Raw genomic sequence first — 18,887 nt, forward strand, 5'->3', positions numbered from 1 at the left:
CGACGCTAACACACCCGCTGTCGGCAGAGCAGGCGCGCCGAGACCGGCCACCTCACGGCCGGGTCCAGGCGGTGTCGCGCAGCAGCCGGAGCCCGTTGAGGGCGACGACGAGAGTGGAGCCCTCGTGACCCGCGACCCCGAGGGGGAGCGGGAGAGCGGCGGTCAGGTCCCAGACGGCCAGGGCGGCGATGAAGACCGCGGCGATCGTCAGATTCTGGATCACCAGACGGTGGGCGGCGCGCGAGAGCTTCACGACGGCCGGGACGGTGGCCAACTCGTCGCGGATCACCACGGCGTCGGCGGTCTCCAGCGCGAGGTCGGACCCGGCCCTGCCCATGGCGACGCCGGTGTGTGCGGCGGCCAGCGCGGGCGCGTCGTTGACGCCGTCGCCGACGACCAGCACCTTGCGACCGCGTGCCTCCCACGCGCGTACGGCCGCTGCCTTGTCCTGTGGCAGCAGGCCGGCGCGTACGTCGGTGATGCCGACCTCTGCGGCCAACTGCCGGGCGGCCCGTACGTTGTCGCCGGTCAGCAGGACCGGGGGGAGGTCGGTCATACGGGCGAGGGCGGCGACGGTGGCGGCGGCGTCCGGGCGCAGCCGGTCCGCGATGCCCAGCACTCCCAGCGGCGTACCGTCGCGCAGCACCGCCACGGCCGTACGCCCGGCGGCCTCCACCTCCCGCACCGCCTCGCGCACCCCGTCCCGCAGCCCGTCCCGCGCCGCCTCGTCGGTCCCGAGGGGGAGGAGGCGGGCGGGGGAGCCGACCTGGACGGTGCGGCCGTCGACGGTGGCCGTGACGCCCTGGCCGGGGGCCGAGGTGAAGCCGTCGGCGGCGGACAGCGGAAGGCCGCGCTCGCGGGCCGCGTCCACCACCGCGCGGGCCAGCGGGTGTTCGCTCGGGTGCTCGGCCGACGCGGCGAGCCGGAGCAGGGCGTCCGCTTCGAGGCCGCTGCCGGGCAGCGGCCGGATGTCGGTGACGCGGGGCGTCCCCTCGGTGAGCGTGCCGGTCTTGTCCAGCGCGACGCTGTCGGTCTGCCCGAGGCGCTCCATCACGACGGCCGACTTGACGAGAACCCCGTGCCGGCCCGCGTTGGCCATCGCGGACAGCAGCGACCGCCCCGCGGACCTGCCGGAGGCGGTCGCGGCCGACTGAGGCCGCGCGCGTGCCGTGACGCCGGGCGGTCGGTGAAGGACGGTCCTACGGCCTCACGCGTCGGCCTCCCGGGCCGCCCGCTCCAGGCGGTCACGGTGGTTCTCCCACCAGGCCGCGTCGCCCGGCGGCAGGCTGCCGTTGTTCTCGTTCATGCCCACCGCGCCGTCGGTGAGTTCGCGCAGGATGTCCGCGTGCCCCGCGTGCCGGTGGGTATCGGAGATCACCCGCACCACGGCGTGATGCAACGTCACCTCGTCCCGGCCGTCGGGCCACCACGGCACCCGGCCGGTCGCGTCCAGGGCCAGCGCGTCGACCGTCGCGTCCGCCTGGGCCCACGCCCGGTGGTAGAGGCCCACGATGTACTCGCGTGACTCGTCGGCGGCGGCCCACATGTCCGCGTTCGCCTCGGCCCCCGCGTCGAGCCAGGGCAACGGCTCGCCCGAGGGCCGCCCGAAGGTGTCGCCGAGGTAGCCGAACTCCACACTGGCCACATGCTTCACCAGGCCCAGCAGATTCGTACCGGTCGGCGTCATCGGGCGGCGCACTTCGTACTCCGAGAGCCCTTCCAGCTTCCACAGCAGGGCGTCGCGCGCGGACTGGAGGTAGAAGCGCAGGTCGGTCTTGGCATCCGTAACGGTCATGCGGCCAGTCTCGCGCCCGCCCGACCACCGGTCACGCCGTTTGCGCCGTCGGTGCGGGGCCCGCGCCGGGCGGCGGTTCCGCGACGCCGACGAGGAACCCGGCCCTGGTGCGGACGCTGACCGACCACTTCAGCGCGGTGAGGTCGTCGGTGAGCGTCCGGGCGTCGTGGAACACCTTGACGATGCGGTACCGACCGCCGTCGTCGGTCCTGCGCAGCGCCGCCGGGGTCGCATGGCCGGTGAGGACGTCCTCGTACGTCGCCGCGCCCGGGCCGTCGTCGACGAAGACGGCCCTGCCGCCCGGGGCGAGCGCGGCGGCGACGGTGCCCCAGAACCCGGGCAGCCGGGCGGGCGGGACGTGGGAGAGCCAGAAGGCGAAGAAGACCGTGTCGTAGCGGCGCGGCGGCTGCCACGCGAACACGTCGGCCTCGACGAACCGGACGGTGGAGGACGCGGTACGGGTACGGGCGATGGCCAGTACCTCGGCCGCTGCCCGAGCGGGCGGAACTCCTCGCCGGGGCGGACGACCCCCGCCCGGTGGCGGCCCTCGAAGCGCTCGCGCTCCGGCTCGCCCTTCTCCTGACCCGGATCGAGGGCGCCGGGCACGAGCCGTGGCTGGAGGCACCCGGCGCCGTCCGCGCCCACCTGCGGCGATTCGTGCGCGCCGCGGCGGACGCGTAGGCCGCCGCGTGCGCCGGGTTCAGTACAGCGGCAGGATGAGGGTGATCCGCTTGCCGCGCGGGGTGCCGTCGGGCGCGGGGTCGTGCGGGGTGACGGTCACCCGCAGGGCGAGCTGCTGGATCAGACGCCAGCCGAATCCGCCGCCCACGTAAGGGGCTTCGGTGCCCGGCGGGCGTTCGGTGAGGCGGGGGAGCGCGGGGCTCAGGTCGTCGATGCTCACCTCGACGCCGAGCGGTACGAGGCGGGCCTGGCAGTGGGTGATACCGCCGCCGTGCACGATGGCGTTGGTGGCGAGTTCCGAGGTGGCGAGCACCGCGTCGCCCATGGCTCTGGGATCGCACGGCTCGGGGTCGGCGGCCACGGTCTCCCGCACCAGAGCGCGGACGGCGGCGGCCGTGAAGGGGGCCCGAAGCGCTCGCATACCGGTGGGGGGCGTTTGCGTGGAGCGCTGCCCACCACCCGGCGGCGGCCTGTCAGCGGCCATCTGATCTCCAGGAATTCGACATCGGGTCGCAACGGACGGCGACGGTCCGGGGAGGTCGCCCGCGGTGCGCGGTGACACCTGCGGACGTTTTCCCAGGTCTGTCGTCAACGGGGCGTCTTGCCGACGTGCCATGACCGAAACGCATCCGGCACAGTTCGGACCCGCGCAGTTTGCCACCGGTCGCACGGGCAAGGCGACGAGGTTGACCCGGTCGGCCTTCCGAGGGCCCCGGTCGCCCCCGGAGGCCCTGGGGCACCTCCGGTACGGCTGTGACCTGCGGATCTGCCGTGTTGGGCCGCTCTGGGCGCGGCGTCTCCCGCTGGGGATGCAAGGATGGTGCCCATGGACAACGTGTACTTCGACATCTCCATTGACGGCGCTCCGGCCGGTCGGATCGTCTTCCGTCTCTTCGACGACGTCGTGCCCGAGACGGCGCGGAACTTCCGTGAGCTGGCCACCGGCGAGCACGGCTTCGGCTACGCGGGCTCGGCGTTCCACCGGATCATCCCGTCCTTCATGCTCCAGGGCGGCGACTTCACCAGCGGCGACGGCCGCGGCGGCAAGAGCATCTACGGCAACAAGTTCGCGGACGAGAACTTCAAGCTCAAGCACGACCGCCCGTTCCTGCTGTCGATGGCGAACGCCGGGCCGAACTCCAACGGCTCGCAGTTCTTCGTCACCACCGTGGTCACCGACTGGCTCGACGGCAAGCACGTCGTCTTCGGCGAGGTCGTCGAGGGCGAGGAACTGGTCAAGCAGATCGAGGGCAAGGGCTCGCGCAGCGGCACGCCCTCCGCCAAGGTCGTCATCTCCGCATCCGGCACCGTCGCGTAAGCACCCCACCAGCGACCTCGTAGGCCCGAAGGCCCCCGGCGACCCGCCGGGGGCCTTCCGCGTTCGCTGAGCGGGGCGCGCGGGACCGGGGGAAAATCGAAGAGCCGGGAGCGGGGTCCCGGCGGTGGGACCGGGAGCAGAAGCGGGGGAGCGAGAGCCGGAGAGAGGTCACCGAATGTCGACATCAGCAAGCCCTGAAGGGACGACGGCCACGACTCGGGCCGGAACGACGGCGGAGCCGAGGGCCGAGATGAAGGCGGTTCAGTACCGCACCGTGGGCGCCGCCCCCGAAGTGGTGACCGTCCCGCGCCCCGAGCCGGGCCCCGGCCAGGTGCTGCTCAAGGTCACGGCGGCCGGGGTGTGCCACTCCGACATCGCCGTCATGAGCTGGCCCGCCGAGGCCCTGCCCTTCGCGCTGCCGCTCACCCTCGGCCACGAGGGCGCGGGCACCGTCGCCGCGCTCGGCGAGGGCGTCGGCGGCCTGGAGCCGGGCGAGTCGGTCGCCGTCTACGGCCCGTGGGGCTGCGGCGGCTGCCTGATGTGCGCGCAGGGCAAGGAGAACTACTGTCTGCGCGCCGAGGAGCTGGGCATCCGCCCGCCCGGCCTCGGCGCGCCCGGCGCCATCGCCGAGTACATGATCGTCGACGACCCCCGGCACCTGGTGCCGCTCGGTGACCTCGACCCCGTCGCCTCGGTGCCGCTGACCGACGCGGGCCTCACGCCGTACCACGCGATCAAGACCTCGCTGCCGAAGCTGGTCCCCGGCAGCACCGCCGTCGTCATCGGCACCGGCGGCCTCGGCCACGTCGCCGTGCAGCTGCTGCGCGTGCTCAGCCCGGCCCGCGTCGTCGCCCTCGACGTCAGCGACGAGAAGCTGGAGCTGGCGCGCGCGGTCGGTGCCCACGAGACCGTCCTGTCCGACGCCGACGCGGCCGACCGGGTCCGCGCGCTGACCGACGGCGTCGGCGCCCAGGCCGTCTTCGACTTCGTGGGCGCCGCCCCCACGGTCGCCACCGCCACCGCGTGCGCCGCCGTCGAGTCCGACGTGACGATCGTCGGCATCGGCGGCGGCAGCGCCACGGTCGGCTTCGGCACCGTCGCCTACGACGCGGCCGTCCGCGCCCCCTACTGGGGCTCGCGCGCCGAGCTGATCGAGGTGCTCGACCTCGCCCGCTCCGGCGCGGTCGAGGTCCACGTCGAGACGTACTCCCTGGACGACGCTCCGCTCGCCTACGAGCGGCTGCACGCCGGGAAGATCAACGGCCGCGCCGTGATCCTGCCCTGAAGGTCGACCTCACGTTGAGCTTCTGGGACCTTGTGGGACGTCCTGAGATCTTCGGACCGGGTACGGCCGCAGGACCGCTCAGACCGGCTCGTCCGCCGGCGCCGGTGCCGGGACCTTCGCCGCACCGCCGCCCGTGGCGCGCACGTGCCGCGCCGGGATGAACGCGGCGATGACCAGCGCCGCGACGGCCGCGCCGCAGGCGACGGCGAAGGCCACCCGGAAGCCGCTGAGCGAGGGCAGCGGCGCGCCGTGGTACGTGGTGGTCATGTGGGCGAGGATCACGCCGACGACCGCGCTGGACGACGAGGTGCCGATGGACCGCATCAGGGTGTTGAGCCCGTTGGCGGCGGCGGTCTCCGCCAGCGGCACCGCGCCCATGATGAGCGCGGGCATGGCCGCGTAGGCGAGGGCGATCCCGCAGCCGATGACGGAGGCGACGACCACCACCTGCCACACGGCGTGGGTGAGGAACAGGCCGAGCCCGTAGCCGACCGCGACGACGGCCATGCCGATCATCAGGGACACACGCGGGCCGCGGGCCGCCGAGATCCGCGCCGACAGCGGCGACACGGCCATCATCACCAGCCCTGACGGGGCCAGGCACAGACCGGCCACGAGCATGGACCGGCCGAGCCCGTACCCCGTCTCCTCGGGGAGCTGGAGGAGCTGGGGCAGGACCAGCGACATCGCGAAGAGCGAGAAACCGGCCATGACGGAGGCGATGTTGGTGAGCAGCACCTGCGGCCTGGCCGTCGTGCGCAGATCCACCAGCGGCGCGGTGGTGCGCAGTTCGAACATGCCCCAGCCGACGAGTACGACGACGGCCGCGGCCAGCAGTCCCAGCGTGGTGCCCGAGGCCCAGCCCCAGTCGCCGCCCTTGGAGATCGCCAGCAGCAGGCAGACCAGGCCCACGGACAGCCCGATCGCGCCCGGCACGTCGAACCGGCTCGGCGTGCGCACCGGGGACTCCGGCACGAGGAACAGGACCAGCGCCATCGCCGCCACGCCGAGCCCCGCGGAGGTGTAGAACAGCGCGTGCCAGTCGGCGTGCTGCGCGATCAGCGCGGCGCTGGGCAGGCCGAGCGCGCCGCCGATGCCCAGCGACGAGCTCATCAGCGCCATCGCGGAACCGAGCCGTTCCGCGGGCAGTTCGTCGCGCATGATGCTGATGCCCAGCGGGATGACGCCCGTCGCGCCGCCCTGGAGCGCCCGGCCCACGACCGTCGGGACCAGCGACGAGGTGAAGGCGCAGACCAGCGAGCCGACGACCAGCAGACCGAGGCTGAGCAGCAGGACGCGGCGCTTGCCGTACATGTCGCCGAGCCGTCCGGTGACCGGGGTGGCGACCGCTCCGGCGAGCAGGGTCGCGGTGATCACCCATGAGGTGTCGGAGGCCGAGGCGTGCAGCAGGCCGGGCAGTTCGGGCAGCAGCGGGACGACCAGCGTCTGCATGAGGGCGACCACGATGCCCGCGAAGGCCAGCACGGCGACGACCGCGCCACTCGCGGGCCGGTGGACACCGGCGGTGTGACCGGCTGCCGGTATGCCGGTGCCGCTTGCTGAGTCGGACATGTCGTCGCCTTCGGTGGGGGTCGTCGGGCCGCGGGCCGTGGACGACGTGGGCAGGGAGATGTGCATGATACATAGGATGTGCGTCATGCACATTGCCCAGGTCGTGGGTACTCTCGGGAGGCGGGAGCACGGACGTCACGGCGCGCGCCCCGGGTTCGTACGTCCCACGTCGTGCGTCCATACGTCATGCGGAGGCGGTGTGCTGGAGCGGCTGGAGCGGGAACTGATGCTGGTGGCCCGCCACCATGTGCTGACGCGCCGGGACAGCTCGGCCGAGCGGCTGGACAAGTCCGCGTATCTGCTGCTCGCGCGCCTCGACTCGGAGGGCCCGATGTCCATCGGACAGCTCGCCGACGCCTTCGCGCTCGACACCTCGACGGTCAACCGGCAGACCGCCGCCCTCCTGAGGGCCGACCTCGCCGAGCGCGTCCCCGACCCCGACGGCGGCCTCGCCCGCAAGCTCCGCATCACCGAAGAGGGTGCCAAACGGCTCGCGGCCGACCGCGCGTTCTACATCGCGGGCATCGACAGCGTCCTGACCGACTGGTCGCCGCAGGATGTGGAACTCCTCAGCGACATGCTCGCCCGCTTCAACCGCAGCATCGAGTCCCGCGAAGGGCGGCAGTGGCCGCGGCCGTGAGACCGCGCTCGGCGGACCGTCCGCGCGAGGGCGTACGGCCGGTCAGCCGAGCAGGGCCAGCAGACGGCCCGCCTGCCGCCGCGCCGTACCCGGCGGATTGCGCCGGGCGGCGGGATCTCCCGAGGCCAGGTCCTCGAAGGACAGCAGGAACAGCCACACCAGCGCGATCAGCCGTCGGCAGTCCCGCAGCCGTACGGTCTCCGCCGCCGTCAGCTCGACGTGCGACAGGAACGCCGCGACGTCCAGCGGGTGTTCCACCCAGCTCGCCACATGCTCGGTGATCTCCGCCAGTTCATAGGCCCGGTCGCTGCGGCCGGAGTCCTCGAAGTCCACGACCCGCACACGCGAGCCGTCCCAGAGGTAGTTGGCGAGATTGCCGTCACCGGGGCCGAAGACCGCGGGCACGGCGGCCTGTTCCGTACGGTCCAGGCCCGACGCGTCCAGCCAGGCGAGGCCCGCGTCGACAGCGGCCCCCACGGCCGCGTCCACCCGTCCCCGCACCCGCGGCGCCCAACCGCGCAGCCGCGCGCCGAGTTCCGCCGGGCCTTCCGGCCGTACGGGCACCCGCGCGAGGACGTCGGCGGGCAGCGCGCCGTGCAGCGCGTTCACCGTCCGCGCGAGACGCGTCAGCCGCTCGCCGTCCAACGGTGCGCCCCGGAGCGGCACTCCGGGCAGCAGGGACATCGAGACCACCGGCCCCGCGTCGCCCAGGTCGCAGGAGCACGGCCGCGGCGCCAGCCCCGGCGCGTGCCGGTCGAGTAGCGTCAACGCCCGCCACTCGCGCACGGCGCGCTCGTGGGCGGTGGCCGGGAACCGCTTGGTCACGCCGCCGGCCGCGAACGTCACCGCGTGCGTGCCCCACTGATGCGCGCCCATGGCAACCGATCCTGCCAGGCCCGCCGTTGGACCCGCCGGGAGGCGGCGCGGGAAACCCCGTGCGCGAAGTGCCGCCACTCGCCGCTCGATTGATTTGGCAATCTCTTTACAACCCGGCGCCACCCCGCGTCGTCTCTCCCCTGCGAATCCCCTTACGGCCCGGCCGGCGCTCGTTCCGGAGCGCGGCAGCCGGGGGGAGAAGGGAAGACCGGACATGCGCATGAGTTCACTCGCCGTCGGCGCCGCCGCGTTCTCGACCGCGGCCAGTTTCGCCGTACTCGGAGCGTCCCCGGCGGCCGCCGTCGCCCCCGCGAGCGACACATCGAGCACTCCGATGTGCGCCACCTCCCAGCTCACCGCGTCCCTCGGCGGTCAGGACGCCGGAGCGGGCAACCTCTACCGCTACCTGGTGCTGACCAACCACAGCGGCACCACCTGTCACCTCACCGGATTCCCCGGCCTGTCGCTGCTCGACGCGAGCGGCAAGCAGATAGGCGCGCCCGCCACCCGCGAGCACAACGGCTACGCGGCGGTCGTGCTGCGCCCCGGCGGCAAGGTGAGCGACACCATCCACACCATCAACCACCAGGGCACCTGCCTGCCGACCTCCACGAGCCTGCGGATCTACCCGCCGGGGAACAAGGCGTCGCTGGTCTTCGCGGGGAAGATCACCAACTGCGACAACCAGTTCTCCGTCACCCCGCTCGTCGCGGGCACCGGCGGCAACCCCTCCAACTCCGCGCCCGCGCCGACGCCCACCACCACGTCCTCCGGCTCCGGCTCGCAGGTCACCGCCGTACCCAGCGGCGCCCCCGACACCGGCCTCGCCGAGACCGCGCACTCCTCGGGCACCCACGACAAGGACACCCTCGCGCTGGCCGGCGCCGGTGTGCTGTCCGTCGGCGCCCTCGGCCTGGTCACCGGGATGCGCCGCAGGTCGCACGGCCGGGCACAGGACTGACCGTTGCCGACCGTCACCTCCCTCAGCCGTTCCGTCCCGGTACGGGCCTGGTGCGTGCTCGCCGCCGCCGTACTGGTGCTGCTGAGCGGCTGCCAGTCCGACCCGCCCGCTCGGGCCACCCCGGGCGGGACGGAGCGGACACCGTCCGCCTCGGCGTCCGCGACCTCGACGCCGTCGTCCGGCGGCACGACCCCGGCGACCACCGGGGCCGTACCGCTGGCCCGCTCGGTCCCGGTCCGGCTGCGGATCGCGGCCATCGGCGTCGACACCCCGGTGATGTCACTGGGGCTCAACTCCGACGGCACCGTGGCCGTACCGCCGATCGAGGCGCGCTCGCCCGCGGGCTGGTACAGCGGCTCGCCGACGCCCGGCGTCACCGGACCCTCGGTGATCCTCGGCCACGTCACGGTCGGACAGTACGGCGACGGCGTCTTCCGCCACCTGTCTGAGCTCGCCGCCGGCGACCGGATCGAGATCGGCCTCAAGGACGGCGCCACGGCCGCCTTCACCGTCGACTCCGTCCAGACGGTCGCCAAAGCGCGATTTCCGACGGACCGCGTGTACGGGAACGTCGACCACCCCGCTCTGCGTCTCATCACCTGTGGCGGCACCCGGATCACTGGGAGCGGCTATCAGGACAACGTGATCGTCTACGCGTCCCTGTCGTCGGGAGCGGGAACCTGAACAGGACCCCGCACCCGTCCGCCGTCCGGACGCCGACCGCTCGTACGCACCGGACCTGGTCCGCGCGTACGTCACCGGCACCGGCCCCGATCCGGGGCCGGCGCGGGGCGGGCGGCGCCGGGCGGCCCGGGAGGTCTGCCCCGGCGCCACCGGGGCAGACGACGATCACCACGAGGACGACGAGTGAGGAGAGCGGCCATCCGGTCCCAAGAGCGCGCGGCCGCCGAGCTGTTCGAGGCCGTCTATCCGCGCCTGGCGGGCTGGTGCCGCCGTCTGGTGGACGACGACGGGACCGCGCACGAGATCGCGTCCGAGGCCTTCACCCGGCTGTGGGCGCGCTGGACCAAGGTCGAGGAGCCCAGCGGATACCTCTATGTGACCGCGGCCAACCTGGTCAGGGACCACTGGCGCAGACTGGAGCGCGAGCGCCGCGCCATGCGCCGATTCACCACGGAGGAAGCCGTGAAGGAGCAGCAGGACAGCAGCGACCCCTCGGTGCGCATGCTCGTCCAGTCCCTCCCGGAGCGACTGCGCGACCCGGCACTGCTGTACTACTACGCGGACCTGCCCGTACAGCAGGTGGCCGCGCTGCTCGGCCGGAACGAGGGCACGGTCAAGGCCGACCTGCACGCGGCCCGCGAACTGCTGCGCGCCAGGCTGGGGGAACACCATGACCGGACTGTCTGACGACGGTCCCGGCGGGGAGCCCTTCGACCCGCTGGAGCCGCTGCTGCGCCCGCCCGCGGTCTATCTGCCGCCGCCCGCGGGCTCGTTCGAGCTGATCCGCCGCCGCGCGGCCAGGCGCCGCCGCTCCCGCGCGATGGTCGGCGGCACGCTCGCCGCCGCCGTCATCACCGGTGCCTTCTACGTGGCCGGCACGCTCAACAGGGACGACTCGCAGGAGGTCGTCCCCACACCGGCCAACAGCAGCGGGCCCGTCACCACGGCCCCCGGACCGACGACCCCGCCCGTCGTGCCGCCGCCCGCGCCCACCCCGACGCGGACCACGCCCACCAAGGGCCCGGGCGACGGTACGACCGTCACGTCCGAGCCGTCAGGGACCACCCCGCCCACCTCGCCGACCAGCACCAGCACCGGCACCGACTCCGCCGCCACACCGCTGTGCACGGCCGCGCAGCTCACCGCCTCCCTCGGCGACGGCGACGCGGGCGCGGGCAACCTCTACCGCTACCTGCTGCTCACCAACCACAGCGATACGGTCTGCCATGTCACCGGCTTCCCCGGCCTGTCGCTGCTGGACGCGAACGGCAAGCAGATCGGCGCCCCCGCCACGTACCAGAATCTCCCGCACGGGCCCGTCGTGCTGCGGCCCGGCGAGTCCGCGAGTGACACCATCCACACGGTCAACCAGCAGGGGACCTGCCTGCCGACCTCCACGAGCCTGCGGATCTACCCGCCGGGCAGCAGGGCGTCGCTGGTCTTCCCGGGGAAGATCACGAACTGCGACAACGAGTTCGTGGTCACCCCCTTCACCGCGGGCGCGACGGGCAACCCGCCGTCCTGACGGGGACGGCGGGGGTCGGTCCGCGCCGGCGCCGGCTCAGTGCACGTCCGGCGGGCTGGAGGTCGCGGGCGGCATCGAGTAGGTGGGGGACGCGGGGGAACCCGAGCGGACGCCCGGCGGTTTGCTGGGCGGCATCGGCGCCGCGGTGATCAGCACCCTGCCGTACGCCGCCATCGCCGCCGCCATCACGAGCAGGATCATCAGCCAGCGCAGGTGCAGCCGGGCGGGGACACTGAGCAGCCACGACAGCATCCCGCCGGACAGCAGCAGCCCGGAACGACTCCTGCGGTTGACGCCGCGACGGCTCATCGGCGCCCCCTCCCGCCGGTGGGCCGGGTATGGGGCAGGGTGCGGCCGATCTGGTCGCGGTAGCGCAGGAGTTCCAGCGGCATGTCGAAGGCGACGGCCGCCACGATCTGCGGACCGTACGCGGTCTGCCGGGAGTAGCGGACGAGGAAGCGGTCGGAGCGCATCGAGCCCGCCATGACCTCGGTGTCCGTGCCGAGCGCGGGGATGCCCACCGCCTGGATCCGGATGCCGTGCTGTTCCGACCAGAAGCGCGGCACCGGAGTGAAGCGCGCCGCGCGTCCGGGGCCGCGCAGCAACGAGTCGGCGGCGTGCTGCCCCATCTCCACGGCGTGGATGAGGTGTTCGACCCGGCGCGGCTCGGTGTCGAACCGCGGGTTGGGCCAGCGGGCCACGTCCCCGGCCGCCACCACATGCGGCGTGGTCCTGCCCCACTGGTCCACCGCGTGGCAGGTCGGCCCGCAGAGCACGCCGTCGGAGATCTCCAGACCGCTGCCCCGCAGCCACTCGGTACGGGGCTGGCCGCCGAGACCGAGCACCACGAAGTCGCAGTCGAGGACCGCGCCGTCGTCGAGCCGCAGCCGCAGCCCGTCGCCGTGGTCCTGCCAGTCGGTGATCTTCGTGCCGAGGCGGACGTCGACACCCGCGCGGCGCTGGAGCGAGCCGACCACCGCGCCGACCCTGGCGCCGAGCACCCGGCGCAGCAGCGGCGCGCTGTGGACGACGAGCGTCACGTCCATCCCGTTCTCCCGCGCGGTGCAGGCGAGTTCGCAGCCGATGAAGCCGCCGCCGAGGATCACCACCCGACGGGCGCGCGCCGCGTGCATCGCCCGCCGTATCGCCGCCGCGTCCTCGATCGTGCGGACGGTACGGACCCGGTCGCTGAACACCGGCGCCTCGGGCAGCCGCTTGGCGTCCACACCGGTCGCCACCACCAGCCCGTCGAACGGCAGATACTCCCCGCCGCGCAGTTCGACCGCGGACTTCGCCAGGTCCAGCCCCGTCATCCGGGTGTCGAGCAGCCAGTGCGCGTCCAGCGCCGCGTCCGCCCGGAAGGGCAACTGCTGCTCGGCGAGCCGGCCCGACAGATACTGCTTGGACAGCGGCGGACGGCTGTACGGCCGGTGCGGCTCCTCGCCGACCATCACCAACTCCCCGTCGAAACCGCGCTCCCTGAGTCGGGTCGCGGCGCTCAGCCCGGCGAGCCCGGCGCCCGCGACGACGATCCGCCGCAGGCTCGCCCGCGCCGCGGAGCCGCTGCGCAGCGGCCTCGCCGCCCGCCGCCCGATCGCGGCGGGAGCGCCGGACGGGCTCTGCCCGCCGTGGACGGTGATGGCCTGCATCGGGCAACACCGCACCGCCTGGCGGGCCTTGGCCGCGTAGTCGGCGGGCACGCTGCGCGTGTAGTGCAGCGAACCGCTCTCGGCGATCCGGAAGACCTCGGGCGCCTCTTGCTGGCAGATGCCGTAGATGTGGCACCGGTTGTTGTCGACGCTGATCCGTACCGGCTCCGCCTCGGGCACCAGTACGGGCCTGGCGGGCGCGAACGACTCGGCGGCGATGGGGGCTTGGGGGAGCGGCGGCGCGGTGCGCGCGGGCGGGCGGCCCTGGTGGACGACGACGGGTGTGGTGGGCCGGGCGGCGGGCGTCTGACCAGGTGGCCAGGGCGCCGGGGGGACACGGCCCGGGGGAGGCGGCTGGATCATTCGGCGGCTCCCGGCCTGCCGAGGTAGGTGCGCTGTCTGAGCCGGGAGCGGGACGGGAAGGCGCGGATCAGGAAGGCCAGCAACACCGTGCCCGCGCCGGTGGCGATGCCGACCGACACCAGATTCAGATGGCGCGGCTCGGGGTGCACCAGGAAGACGTGCAGCCAGATCAACCCGAAGGCCGCATAAGCGAACTGATGAGTCCTCAGCCAGCGGTGGTAGCCAAGTCTGCGCTGGAGCCACACCGAACAGCCCACGGCGATGGCCAGTTCGGTGCCGAGGATGCCGAAGCCCACCGGGAGCCGCTGCACACCGCCGGTGAACGGCACGGTCAGCTCACGGCCGCCGATCCGCCAGACCGGCTGGTAGAGAAAGGTCGCGCCGTGCACGACACCGAAGATCATCGCGGAGAGCGCCAGCGTCATGTGCGCGCCGTAGAAGGTGGCCCGGTTGACCGCGTGCTGCAGGAATCTCAGCCGCAGCAGCACACCGAGGACGACGGTGGCCACCATCAGCACATACGCGATCAGAGCCGCGAGTCGCGCGATCTTGTGGACGCCCATGTCGTAGGGGACCTGCTTGTCGTACGCGTCCAGCGGGGAACCGGGGATGGGAGCGGCGGCGGAAGTGCCGCGCGCCAGGAGCAACCCCACCGTGAAAAGCACCAATACCGAGAAAAGCACCAGCAGAAGACGGGAAGCACCGCTGAGCGCGGGGGTCTTCTTACGGCTGGCGAATGCCGCGACCGTGACCATATCCTGTGACTCCTCGTATCGACGCGACTGCGACACGCGCAGGGCGAAGACCTGGGGCGATACCCGGAGCCGAGCTGTCCCGTTACCCTTTTGTGCATTCGCCGATGAATGCGGCAAAGGTGTTCGGGGCAGGCTTCTCTTCGGGCCCTTTCCCCTGAAGGACACGCTGCTTGGCGGCAGACGCTACACCAAGATTCGTGCGCGGTCGATGCATGGCCAACGGGCCCCGGGCTGGCTCGATATGACGCTAAATCACCATTGTGACGGCGAATCACCAGCCCGGATCGCGTAGCTCGCGTAAAGGCTTTGCGCGGCGATGGTGAATCACGAACCGGTGTACTGCGCGGCGAATGGTGAGGGACCGGGCCGGGCGCGGCTCAGCCCGCGCCGCCCGGACGGTCGGCCGTGCGGGGGAGCGGCAGGTCGCCGGTGAGGGAATTCTGGATCACCGGCGCGTACACGGCGATCAGCGACGGCGTGCTCGCGGATGCCAGCGGCTCGACGCGGATGATGTAGCGGGCCATGACCAGACCGATGAGCTGAGAGCCCAACAGGGCCGAGCGCAAAGCGCGTTGTGGCTCGGCCAGTGCCTGGGCCAGCGGGCCGAGCACTTCGCGGCCGAGGAATTCCCGCAGGATCCCGGCGGCCGTCTCGTGCGAGACCGCCGACCGGATCACCGCCAGCAGCGCGTCGTGCCGCTCGGCCGACTCCCACAGGCCGAGGACCGTCGTCAGCAGCCGCTCGCCCGAGGTGGCGGGATCCCCGGCGAGCACCGGCAGCAACTCCATCGGGCGCACCGCCTCGTGGACGGCGGCGGCGAACACCCCTTCCTTGGACCGGAAGAAGTGGTGCACGAGCGCCGCGTCGACCTTCGCTTCGCGGGCGATGCCGCGCACCGTCGTCCGCTCGTAGCCGTACTCGGCGAATTTCAGCCGCGCCGCCCGCAGGATCGCCTCCCTGCTGCCGCTGCGGCCCGGCCGTCGGCCGGGCCGTCCGGTGACCGCCTCTCCCATGACCGCCGCCCTGTCACGTAAATTCACCGTTCGGTGATTTATGAGAGTAGCCTCGGCGGGGTGAAACGCCAACCACCCGCCGGCCGTGCGCCGGCCACCGTCGGCGCCGCGGGCGCGGACCGCGTGCGGACCGGGCGCCGGTCCGGTCCGGCGCCGACGCGGCCCGGCCGCCCGCCGGGCGCTCGACACGCCTCGCCGAACCCGGAAGAATTACCCGCGAGGGTCGCTTGAAACCTCTTTGGGACGCAAACGGGCGACCTGTCCGCGAGGGGAGTTTATCGGCGCGCCGTGACCTGTGCGGCGGCTCGGGGCATTGCCCGAAAGGGCTATAGATTTAACTTTCAATCATAACGAGCTCAAATGTTCCATGTTGATGCTGGTCAGGCGTGCGTGCTAGAGTCGAAATAACGTGCTGTTTGCTGAAGGTCGGGGGCTCGATGCTTCAGGATGGGATCACGAGAGTTCTTCTCGTCGACTCCAGAGCGGTTTCCCGTGTGGGACTCAGTGTCCTGCTGAGCAGGGAAACCGATCTGGAAGTCGTGGGCGAGGTTGCCGATATTCGGCACGCTCTGCCCTGCGTGGCAAGGTTGTCTCCGCATGTGGTGATCATCGACGCGCTGGATGTGGCGCCGGATGTTCCGCATGCCATCCAGCAGCTCATCGTCGGCGGCGCCGACGGCTGCCCTAAGATATTAGCCCTGGTCCAGAGCCTGGAGCAGTGCGCTCAGCACTGGCAGGCGGCCGGTGCCAGGGGTGTGCTCGACAGTCAGGCGAGTCCGGAGCGGATCATCGCCGCTGTCCGGATGGTCGCCGCCGGTTACCGACTGGTGATTCCCACCGTCGGGGCCGCCACTGCCGCCGCCACCGCGGCGGCCATCACGCCGGAACCGCCGCAAGCGGAAACATCGGAGACCGATCTGGTGTCCAGTGGAATAACCCGGCGTGAGCGCGACGTGCTCCAGCTCATCATCCGCGGCTATTCGAACGCGGAAATATCAGAAGCACTTTTTCTGAGTGAGAGCACCGTGAAATCACACGTTCAGCGCATGCTGGACAAGCTGGCTCTGCGCAATCGAGTGCACGCCGTTATATATGCTTATGAAAAAGGAATTGTCAGAGCCGGCGGCAATTTAGAATCTTTAGTCGGTACCAGTATGTGACACCATTTTCGCGACCTGGGAACGGTCTTTCTTGCCGTTCCCGGTTCGGGGTATCTCGTCGAAAAGGCTGAGGCTGTCGACGAGCATGTAGGTGGGGAGCCGTTCGGCGCTCCACCGCTTGAGCGCGAGCAGGCCCGGAGCGCTGTCCGGGGCCGGGACCACCACGGCGTGCAGCCGTGCCGTGAGCCCGGTCCCGAGCACGACCACGGCCACGTCCCTGACCTGCGGGTGCAGGCTCAGGACGCTCTCGATCTCGCCCAGCTCCACCCGGTTGCCGCGGATCTTCACCATGTGGTCGCGGCGCCCCAGGTACTCCAGCATGCCCGCGTCGTCGTACCGCACTAGGTCGCCGGTCGCGTACGGGCCGCTCTGCGGCGGATGGCCCCAGTACCCGAGCATCACCGTGGGGCCCGAGACCAGCAGCTCCCGCCCCGCCTGGCCCGCGACCTCGGGGCCCAGCTCCAGGGTGTCGCCCGAGCAGACCGCGCCGATCGGCAGGGCGCCCGCGCGGTCGAGATCGGCGGCGCAGACCTCGTACGACGTACAGACATTCGTCTCGGTCGGGCCGTACCAGTTGAGCAGCCTGACGTCCTGCCAGGCCGAGCGCAGCCGCCGCACATGGGCGATCGGGAACGCCTCGCCCGCGAAGACGCAGGCCCGCAGCGCGCGCGGCGGCGGCCCGTCCAGCAGCCCGCCCTTGGTGATCATCAAGGTGAGCGCCGACGGCACCGAGTACCAGACGGTGATCGCGTGCTCGTCCATGAAGCGGACGAGCTGGGCCGGCGCGTAGGCCAGCGCCTCGGGCACCAGATGGACGCTGGCGCCCGCCAGGAACGCCGCGTAGAGGTCGAAGACCGACAGGTCGAAATTGAACGGCGCGTGGTTGGAGAGCCGGTCCGAGGGGACCAGCCGCAGATCGGCCGCCGCCCACCGCACGAACGCCAGCGCGTTGAGGTGGCTCAGGCACACACCCTTGGGCTCACCGGTCGAACCCGACGTGAACAGGATGTACGCCGGATCGTGCTCCGAGCCCTCGACCGGCGACGGTACGGGCTGGCCCTCGCCCGTCGCCAGCAGGTCCGCGAAGGTACGGCAGGGCGCCGCGTCCCAGCCCGCGTCGGCCGCCGCGTCCGCGCCGTCCTCGTCGGTCACCACCAGCGCGGGGGCGCAGGCCGCGACGATCCGCGCCAGCCGCGACGGCGGGTTCGAGGACGCCACCGGTACGTAGACCGCGCCGCCGCGCAGGCACGCCTGCATCAGCGCCACGACGTGCAGGCTCTTCGCGCTCCACAGCACGACCCGGTCGCCCGGCCGCACCCCGCTCGCGGCCAGCGCCGCGCCGTAACGCGCCGCGAGCGCGTCCAGTTCGCCGTAGGTCAGCCGTCCGTCGACGGCGTCGACCGCGAGGGAATCCGGCGCCCTGCGGGCGGCGGCGGTGACGAATTCGTGCAGCCTCACAGTCCCAGCTCCTTCGCGACGAGCTCCTTTTGGATCTCCGAGGTACCGGAGAACAGCACGCTCGGCACCGCGTCCCGCAGCGCCGCCTCCACACCCGACTCCGACCGGTATCCGCGACCGCCGAGAATCCGTACGGCGTCCAGCGCGCTCTGCACCGCGGCCTCGGAGACGGCGAGCTTCGACAGCGCCACCGGCAAGGTCGCCCTGCCGCCGCGGTCCATCTCCCAACAGGCCCGGTAGAGCAGGAGTCTGGCGCTCTCCAGCCGCAGCTTCATGTCCACGATGCGGTGCGAGACCGCCTGGAAGCCGGAGATGCGACGGCCGAACTGCCGCCGCTCGCTGGCGAATCGGACGCACTCCTCGACCAGGCGGTCCATCAGGCCCAGATAGCCCGCGAAGAGGCAGGCGCGCTCCCAGCCCATGGACGTCTGGAAGATCGTCGCGCCCATCCCCTCGACGCCCAGCACCTGGTCGTCGGGGACGAAGCACTCCTGGAAGGTCACCGTGCCCGCCAGGCAGGAGGACAGACCCATCTTCTCGAAGGGCTCACCGCGCAGCACCCCGGGGGCGTCGGCCGGCACGACGAAGGCGGTCTGGCCGAGGTGTCCCGAGTCGGGGTCGCTGGTCGCGTACGTGACCAGGACGTCGGCGGCCGGGCCGTTGCTGACGAAGCTCTTCTCGCCGTCCAGGACGAATCCGCCGGGCACTTCGGTCGCCGTCACCCGCAGCCGCGAGACGTCGGAGCCGGACTCCGGCTCCGTCATGGCGTTGCCCGCGATCATCCGGCCGGACGCCAGCTCCGGCAGGAAGCGCTTCTTGAGGTCCGCGCTGCCGAACTCCGCGATCGGCACGGCGCAGGCGAAGAGGTGGGCGCTGGCCGCGAAGACCAGCCCGGTGTCGTGGCAGCCGCGGCCCACGGCCTCGATGACCCGCGCGGTGTCGAGCGCGCCGAGGCCGTCCCCGCCGTACTCGGCGGGAAGGCAGGCGCCCAGGGCGCCGATCCGGCCGAGTTCCCGCCAGTCGGACCGTTCACCGGGGCGCCGCGGACGGTCCGCGGGGAACGCGTCGGCGGCCCGGCGGACGGTCTCCTCGTACCGCGCGGTCTGCTCGGTGCTCCAACTGAAGTCCACGCTGGCTCCTGCATCGGGAGGG

20 protein-coding genes and 1 pseudogene are annotated in these 18,887 nt (G+C 72.3%); 9 read left to right on the plus strand and 12 right to left on the minus strand.

Annotated features, from left to right (window positions below):
- Positions 1–52 precede the first annotated feature (52 nt).
- The 3 genes and pseudogenes from ACZ37P_RS32640 to ACZ37P_RS32650 form a co-directional block, all read right to left on the minus strand.
- A pseudogene (locus ACZ37P_RS32640) lies at positions 53–1,111 on the minus strand (HAD-IC family P-type ATPase); the annotation flags it as partial.
- Positions 1,112–1,207: 96 nt separating this feature from the next.
- Entirely contained in the window at positions 1,208–1,795 is a 588-nt protein-coding gene (locus ACZ37P_RS32645; RefSeq protein ID WP_467349971.1) for a DinB family protein, read from the minus strand.
- Positions 1,796–1,826: 31 nt separating this feature from the next.
- Positions 1,827–2,216 carry a class I SAM-dependent methyltransferase gene (locus ACZ37P_RS32650; protein WP_467349973.1) on the minus strand — a complete coding sequence of 130 codons (390 nt, stop codon included), beginning with the start codon at positions 2,214–2,216 and terminating at the stop codon, positions 1,827–1,829.
- Positions 2,217–2,332: 116 nt separating this feature from the next.
- On the opposite strand from ACZ37P_RS32650, the gene ACZ37P_RS32655 reads away from it, so the two are divergent.
- Positions 2,333–2,476, plus strand: a complete 144-nt coding sequence (locus tag ACZ37P_RS32655; protein ID WP_467349975.1) for a hypothetical protein — start codon at positions 2,333–2,335, stop codon at positions 2,474–2,476.
- Positions 2,477–2,495: 19 nt separating this feature from the next.
- Here the strand turns inward: ACZ37P_RS32655 and ACZ37P_RS32660 are convergent, their stop codons facing one another.
- Positions 2,496–2,897: an ATP-binding protein gene (locus tag ACZ37P_RS32660; RefSeq protein ID WP_355334838.1), complete on the minus strand. Its 402-nt coding sequence runs from the start codon at positions 2,895–2,897 to the stop codon at positions 2,496–2,498.
- A 405-nt stretch (positions 2,898–3,302) separates the two neighbouring features.
- On the opposite strand from ACZ37P_RS32660, the gene ACZ37P_RS32665 reads away from it, so the two are divergent.
- Entirely contained in the window at positions 3,303–3,794 is a 492-nt protein-coding gene (locus ACZ37P_RS32665) for a peptidylprolyl isomerase (protein WP_355334835.1), read from the plus strand.
- A 250-nt stretch (positions 3,795–4,044) separates the two neighbouring features.
- On the plus strand, positions 4,045–5,079 hold the full coding sequence (locus ACZ37P_RS32670; protein ID WP_391047714.1) for an NAD(P)-dependent alcohol dehydrogenase: 1,035 nt from the start codon (positions 4,045–4,047) through the stop codon (positions 5,077–5,079).
- 78 nt (positions 5,080–5,157) lie between these two features.
- On the opposite strand, the gene ACZ37P_RS32675 is transcribed toward ACZ37P_RS32670, so the two are convergent.
- The gene (locus ACZ37P_RS32675) at positions 5,158–6,651 is read right to left on the minus strand and encodes an MFS transporter (protein WP_467350006.1); all 1,494 of its coding nucleotides are present in this window, start codon (positions 6,649–6,651) and stop codon (positions 5,158–5,160) included.
- Positions 6,652–6,877: 226 nt separating this feature from the next.
- Here ACZ37P_RS32675 and ACZ37P_RS32680 point away from each other — a divergent pair, with 226 nt between their 5' ends.
- Positions 6,878–7,291 carry a MarR family winged helix-turn-helix transcriptional regulator gene (locus tag ACZ37P_RS32680; protein WP_391048211.1) on the plus strand — a complete coding sequence of 138 codons (414 nt, stop codon included), beginning with the start codon at positions 6,878–6,880 and terminating at the stop codon, positions 7,289–7,291.
- Between the two features lie 42 nt (positions 7,292–7,333).
- Here the strand turns inward: ACZ37P_RS32680 and ACZ37P_RS32685 are convergent, their stop codons facing one another.
- Entirely contained in the window at positions 7,334–8,167 is an 834-nt protein-coding gene (locus ACZ37P_RS32685; protein WP_467349978.1) for a phosphotransferase, read from the minus strand.
- 214 nt (positions 8,168–8,381) lie between these two features.
- Between ACZ37P_RS32685 and ACZ37P_RS32690 the strand changes: the two genes are divergently transcribed.
- The 4 genes from ACZ37P_RS32690 to ACZ37P_RS32705 all read left to right on the plus strand — a co-directional run bounded on the left by ACZ37P_RS32690 (position 8,382) and on the right by ACZ37P_RS32705 (position 11,337).
- Positions 8,382–9,128 (plus strand): DUF4232 domain-containing protein, encoded by a 747-nt coding sequence (locus tag ACZ37P_RS32690; RefSeq protein ID WP_467349980.1) that lies wholly within the window; start codon positions 8,382–8,384, stop codon positions 9,126–9,128.
- A gap of 3 nt (positions 9,129–9,131) precedes the next feature.
- On the plus strand, positions 9,132–9,812 hold the full coding sequence (locus tag ACZ37P_RS32695; RefSeq protein WP_355334824.1) for a class F sortase: 681 nt from the start codon (positions 9,132–9,134) through the stop codon (positions 9,810–9,812).
- Between the two features lie 183 nt (positions 9,813–9,995).
- Positions 9,996–10,499, plus strand: coding sequence for an RNA polymerase sigma factor (locus ACZ37P_RS32700; protein WP_355334821.1), 504 nt, complete (start codon positions 9,996–9,998; stop codon positions 10,497–10,499).
- Positions 10,483–11,337, plus strand: a complete 855-nt coding sequence (locus ACZ37P_RS32705; protein WP_401307343.1) for a DUF4232 domain-containing protein — start codon at positions 10,483–10,485, stop codon at positions 11,335–11,337. Before ACZ37P_RS32700 ends, ACZ37P_RS32705 begins: the two co-directional genes overlap by 17 nt.
- 36 nt (positions 11,338–11,373) lie before the next feature.
- Here ACZ37P_RS32705 and ACZ37P_RS32710 read toward each other — a convergent pair whose 3' ends face one another.
- The 4 genes from ACZ37P_RS32710 to ACZ37P_RS32725 form a co-directional block, all read right to left on the minus strand.
- The gene (locus ACZ37P_RS32710; RefSeq protein WP_391047703.1) at positions 11,374–11,646 is read right to left on the minus strand and encodes a hypothetical protein; all 273 of its coding nucleotides are present in this window, start codon (positions 11,644–11,646) and stop codon (positions 11,374–11,376) included.
- On the minus strand, positions 11,643–13,349 hold the full coding sequence (locus ACZ37P_RS32715; RefSeq protein WP_467349983.1) for an FAD-dependent oxidoreductase: 1,707 nt from the start codon (positions 13,347–13,349) through the stop codon (positions 11,643–11,645). The genes ACZ37P_RS32710 and ACZ37P_RS32715 overlap by 4 nt, the downstream gene beginning before the upstream one ends.
- Complete coding sequence (locus ACZ37P_RS32720) at positions 13,346–14,104, minus strand: ferric reductase-like transmembrane domain-containing protein (RefSeq protein ID WP_467349984.1); 759 nt, start codon at positions 14,102–14,104, stop codon at positions 13,346–13,348. The genes ACZ37P_RS32715 and ACZ37P_RS32720 overlap by 4 nt, the downstream gene beginning before the upstream one ends.
- A gap of 377 nt (positions 14,105–14,481) precedes the next feature.
- A complete protein-coding gene (locus ACZ37P_RS32725) occupies positions 14,482–15,117 on the minus strand; it encodes a TetR/AcrR family transcriptional regulator (RefSeq protein WP_355334808.1) in 636 nt (211 codons plus the stop codon).
- A gap of 494 nt (positions 15,118–15,611) precedes the next feature.
- Between ACZ37P_RS32725 and ACZ37P_RS32730 the strand changes: the two genes are divergently transcribed.
- Positions 15,612–16,277, plus strand: coding sequence for a response regulator transcription factor (locus ACZ37P_RS32730; protein WP_355334806.1), 666 nt, complete (start codon positions 15,612–15,614; stop codon positions 16,275–16,277).
- On the opposite strand, the gene ACZ37P_RS32735 is transcribed toward ACZ37P_RS32730, so the two are convergent.
- Positions 16,257–17,735, minus strand: coding sequence for an amino acid adenylation domain-containing protein (locus ACZ37P_RS32735; RefSeq protein WP_467349986.1), 1,479 nt, complete (start codon positions 17,733–17,735; stop codon positions 16,257–16,259). The genes ACZ37P_RS32730 and ACZ37P_RS32735 overlap by 21 nt on opposite strands.
- Complete coding sequence (locus ACZ37P_RS32740; protein WP_355334800.1) at positions 17,732–18,865, minus strand: acyl-CoA dehydrogenase family protein; 1,134 nt, start codon at positions 18,863–18,865, stop codon at positions 17,732–17,734. Before ACZ37P_RS32740 ends, ACZ37P_RS32735 begins: the two co-directional genes overlap by 4 nt.
- Between the last annotated feature and the right edge of the window lie 22 nt (positions 18,866–18,887).

It is taken from the genome of Streptomyces sp. NPDC024632 (assembly GCF_055559175.1).